Below are 3,647 nucleotides of genomic sequence, written 5' to 3'. Positions count from 1 at the left end.
CGCCGCCACAGCCTTGCACCTCGGCGTCGAGCTGATCTCCGACGACGCCGTGTTCCAAGGTGTCGAAGGGTTGATTGCCTGCTCGTGGCCCGGCTCCTGATGGCGTACGGCCCCCGCACCGAACAACGGACGGAACGGACACGCGCGGTCCGTCGAGCCCGCCGCTGTGAGTTGGCAGGAGACGGGCATCGGTGCCCAGATCGATGGTGGTCTCCTCGGCTGTCGAGCGAACGTGGAGACGGACGAACCCTCGGTTCTCGGCGACGGTCTCCACCTCGAGCTCGTCTGCGAGGAGCGCAGCACGTAGCGCTCGGGCGAGGCGGCCGACATCCTCGACCGTTGCCCCGAAGTAGTCGAGGTCGTCCGTGTCCCGATCGACGACGCCGTGGATGATGACGGCGGCGCCGCCGGCGAGCGCGAAGCCGTCCGCTTCCTCAAGTGCGGCGACGATCCGGGCGACGCGCTCTTGCAGGCCGGTCAGCACGGAAGGGCGACGTCGCGGTGTTCGGAGAACCACTTCGCCCATGCCGCTCGCACGTGCTCGGGGAGGACCAGCACGTTCCACAAGCGCATCAGCTCGTCGACATCGATGAAGCGTCGCACGTCGCTCTCGGTGCCTTCGGTCAGGACTTGCTCGTAGACCAGCGCTCGATCAGTCGGGTCCGAGAGATCGTAGGTGCGTCGCGGATGACTCCACCGCAACGTGACCGGCCGGGCGCTTTCACACGGCAGAGGTCAGGGGTTCGAGTCCCTTTGCGCCCACCGCGAAAGACCCGCGGGACCCCGCGGGACTCGCCGTCATCGAGCCGGTTGAGTTGTGGCGCAGGCTGGCCACCGCCCCGGGGTCGAACCGGTGGCCAACGCCGGCTTCGGTGAGTGCCCGCTCGGTGTCCGCCAAGGCCACGAGGCGTGTCTCCCAGCGGGCTTCGAGGTTACGGGCCACGAGCCGGTTCTCCGGTTCGCCGGCGAAGATCATGGCTGATCTCATCCTGCAGATTGCACGGCGTCGCTGTCCAGCACGATGACAGACGGAGTGGCACCATGCCACCATGACGAAGCACCTCACGGTTCGCTTGCCTGACGACCTCACAGCCGAGGCAGAGGCTGTCGCTCGCGCCGAGGGCATCAGCCTCAACGAGACGATCAAGGAAGCAGTGGTCGAAGCGGTCGAACGGCGACGCAAGGACCCAGCCTTCGAGAAGCGCCTCCTTCAGATCATCGATCAGGACCGGGAGCTGCTCGAGCGCCTGGCTCGGTGACGGTCGAGCACCTCGACCTCACCACCCTCGCGAACGTCACGCGCCTGTCCGGAGCCGACTCGGCACTCAACGCGCCGGCGGCTGGGTTCGGCGACGTCGACCTGTACCCCGAGTTCGTCGACAAGGCGGCGGTGTTGCTGGTCCGGCTGAACAAGAACCACCCGCTCCCTGACGGCAACAAGCGTGCTGCGTGGGTGTCGATGCGGAGTTCGTCGCGACCAACGGGTGGACGTGGCGGGAGCAGCCCGAGCTGATGACCCCTGAGCGCTAGTCGGGATTGCGGTCGAGCCATCCCATCGGTGCGCCGGCCCGTCTTCGGCCAGACCGGCCGAGACCGCCGGGCACCTCGGGGACGCCGTGGGTCCGGCCTCCCGGAGCTACTGTCCGGTGGTCACATTGCGCCAAACCCGGTGCCGCGAGCTTGCTTCCCCGGAAGGGACGTCATCATGGCGGAACGCCACCTCACCGCTCAACGTCAAGCGGCTGCGTCGCCCGCCGCGGTCTGGGCCGTGTTCGCAGATTTCCCGAACCTTGCAGACCACTGGGGTGGTCTCAAGGGCTCGCGACTCGTCGGAGATCAACGCCAAGGTGTGGGCGCCCGCCGCGAGGTGGACCTCGCACCGGTCGGCTCGATGGTCGAAACGGTGACGGTCTGGGAGGAGGGTCGCACGCTCGCCACCACGAATCAGCCGTCCCGTCTCGTGCCGATCAAGGAGGCCGTAGCCCGGCTGACCCTCGAGCCCGCCGGTGACGGGACCGCGATGACCTTCGACTATGGGTATGTGCCCAGGGGTGGCCCGATGGGTCATCTGATCGGTCCCGTGATCGACCGGATGCTACGGAAGAATTTCAAGAGCATGCTGGCTGCCGTCGAAGAGGCCGCCAGGGCCGGCTGACGGGACGTCTTGCCGTTGGTCCGGGTCCTCACAGCCAGGGGTTCTCTCTTCCGAAACTCGCGAGGACGCGCGCGAAGGATGCAGGTCGGCGACGTCTCCGGTGAGGACCTGGAACGCAGCGGTATCCCAACACCGAAGCTGCCCGCAGGAATCTCGCGCCTGACCTTGGCGTGATCAGCGCGGGAGGTCGCGGATCTGCCAGTCGACGGCATCGTTCGGCGCGGGGTCATAGGAGCAGCGCAGCCCGGTGCGGATCGAGCGGTCGAGGTGGGCGGCGAGGTCGGGAGCGAGTGGCTCGACGCGTCTGATGGCGTCACGGATGCGGGCGCTGACGGACTTGCGGGCGCGTTCGGCAGGATCGTTGGCCCCAGCTCGGGGTTGGCCGCCGAGACCGGTGGAAACACGGATCTCGGCGAGGATCTGTTCGCGCTCATTGCTGAGATGTTCGACTCGGCCGCGGTCGCTGTCTTCGGCGGCTTGGTCGATCTCGGTGTCGAGGTCGAGGAGGTGGCTCCGATACGCGGTGAGTGCCTGCACGTCGATGATCGTGTCCGTCATCGGTGTCGCGGTGTCCGGGACCCCACTGGCGAGTTGGAGGGCTGACACGTCAGTCCCCCGCTGGCGGATGAGCGTTGCGATGTCGCTCATGCCCTTGAGGGCGGGGAGAGTTGCCTGCTCTCCTCGCCAGCTGATCGTCCAGAAGCCCTGGTTGCGGGTGAGCTCGGCTCGGTTGCAGGTGGCAGCTCTTCGCTGGTCAGGTGTTCCGATGCGGTCCGGGCGGTCCGGGCGGTCGAGGTCGGCGAGCAGTCCTTCGCTGAGATCTGTCCAGGTGCGGGCGCCGAGTCGTCGTGCGTTGTCGAGTGACTTCTCGGCGAGTCGGCGGGCACGATCATCGTCGCCGAGTGCTCGGGCCAGGATGGCTGCTGGGTACGCGAATGGCCCGGCGAAGGCGACGACGGCGCCGTTGACACCACAGTCACCGGCGAGTGGTTCGATCTCGTCCAACAGCTCCTGGCAGAGAGCATGATCCTCGAGAGCGACTGCCGCTTCGGCGAGATGACCGATGAGCACGGATCTCAGGTACGAGCCTTCATTGGTGAGCCCGCCGGCCTCCGTGACCATCGCGATCTCGCGGGCAGCAGATCCGAAGTCCCCAGCGCCGGTGTAGGCGCCTGCGGCGACGGCGTGCGCGAGTACCGGTGCGCCCGTCCACCACTCGACTGCGTCGTGCGCGAGTCGCAGGTGCTCGTCGCGGTTGTCGAGCAGACGGGCCAGCGCGACCCGTTGGGACATCAAGACGTTTCCGGTGTCGGGTTCGTGGATCGCGATACCGACGTCAGCGGCTTCATGCATCAGGCCGCCGGCAGCGTCGCTGTCGCCGTCGAGCAGGGCGAGCGCTGCTCGTCGCGTCAGCACCATGTACCGATCTCGCGGTTCGGCGCGGCTGTCCAACAAGCCGAACCAGCGGTCGAGCACCCGGCGGAAGCCAGCT

7 protein-coding genes are annotated in these 3,647 nt (G+C 67.5%); 3 read left to right on the top strand and 4 right to left on the bottom strand.

Annotation, left to right across the window (positions count from 1 at the left end; genetic code table 11):
* From WEB06_15195 to WEB06_15185, 3 genes are all read right to left on the bottom strand, one after another.
* On the bottom strand, nucleotides 1–484 hold a 484-nt coding region (locus WEB06_15195), incomplete at its 3' end, for a hypothetical protein (protein ID MEX2556956.1).
* Entirely contained in the window at nucleotides 478–603 is a 126-nt protein-coding gene (locus WEB06_15190; GenBank protein MEX2556955.1) for a hypothetical protein, read from the bottom strand. The genes WEB06_15195 and WEB06_15190, both read right to left, overlap by 7 nt.
* A 118-nt stretch (nucleotides 604–721) precedes the next feature.
* Nucleotides 722–976 (bottom strand): hypothetical protein, encoded by a 255-nt coding sequence (locus WEB06_15185; GenBank protein MEX2556954.1) that lies wholly within the window; start codon nucleotides 974–976, stop codon nucleotides 722–724.
* A gap of 73 nt (nucleotides 977–1,049) precedes the next feature.
* On the opposite strand from WEB06_15185, the gene WEB06_15180 reads away from it, so the two are divergent.
* The 3 genes from WEB06_15180 (at nucleotide 1,050) to WEB06_15170 (ending at nucleotide 2,155) form a co-directional block, all read left to right on the top strand.
* Nucleotides 1,050–1,259: a toxin-antitoxin system HicB family antitoxin gene (locus WEB06_15180; GenBank protein MEX2556953.1), complete on the top strand. Its 210-nt coding sequence runs from the start codon at nucleotides 1,050–1,052 to the stop codon at nucleotides 1,257–1,259.
* On the top strand, nucleotides 1,256–1,513 hold the full coding sequence (locus tag WEB06_15175; GenBank protein ID MEX2556952.1) for a Fic family protein: 258 nt from the start codon (nucleotides 1,256–1,258) through the stop codon (nucleotides 1,511–1,513). Before WEB06_15180 ends, WEB06_15175 begins: the two co-directional genes overlap by 4 nt.
* Before the next feature lie 192 nt (nucleotides 1,514–1,705).
* Nucleotides 1,706–2,155 carry an SRPBCC family protein gene (locus tag WEB06_15170; protein ID MEX2556951.1) on the top strand — a complete coding sequence of 150 codons (450 nt, stop codon included), beginning with the start codon at nucleotides 1,706–1,708 and terminating at the stop codon, nucleotides 2,153–2,155.
* 174 nt (nucleotides 2,156–2,329) lie between these two features.
* On the opposite strand, the gene WEB06_15165 is transcribed toward WEB06_15170, so the two are convergent.
* Nucleotides 2,330–3,647 (bottom strand): hypothetical protein (locus WEB06_15165; protein MEX2556950.1); only part of this gene is annotated, 1,318 nt, incomplete at its 5' end.

It is taken from the genome of Actinomycetota bacterium (assembly GCA_040905475.1).
Taxonomy (GTDB): domain Bacteria; phylum Actinomycetota; class AC-67; order AC-67; family AC-67; genus DATFGK01.
The sequence above is the reverse complement of the archived record's forward strand: the minus strand, read 5'-3'. Positions and strand labels throughout refer to the sequence as shown.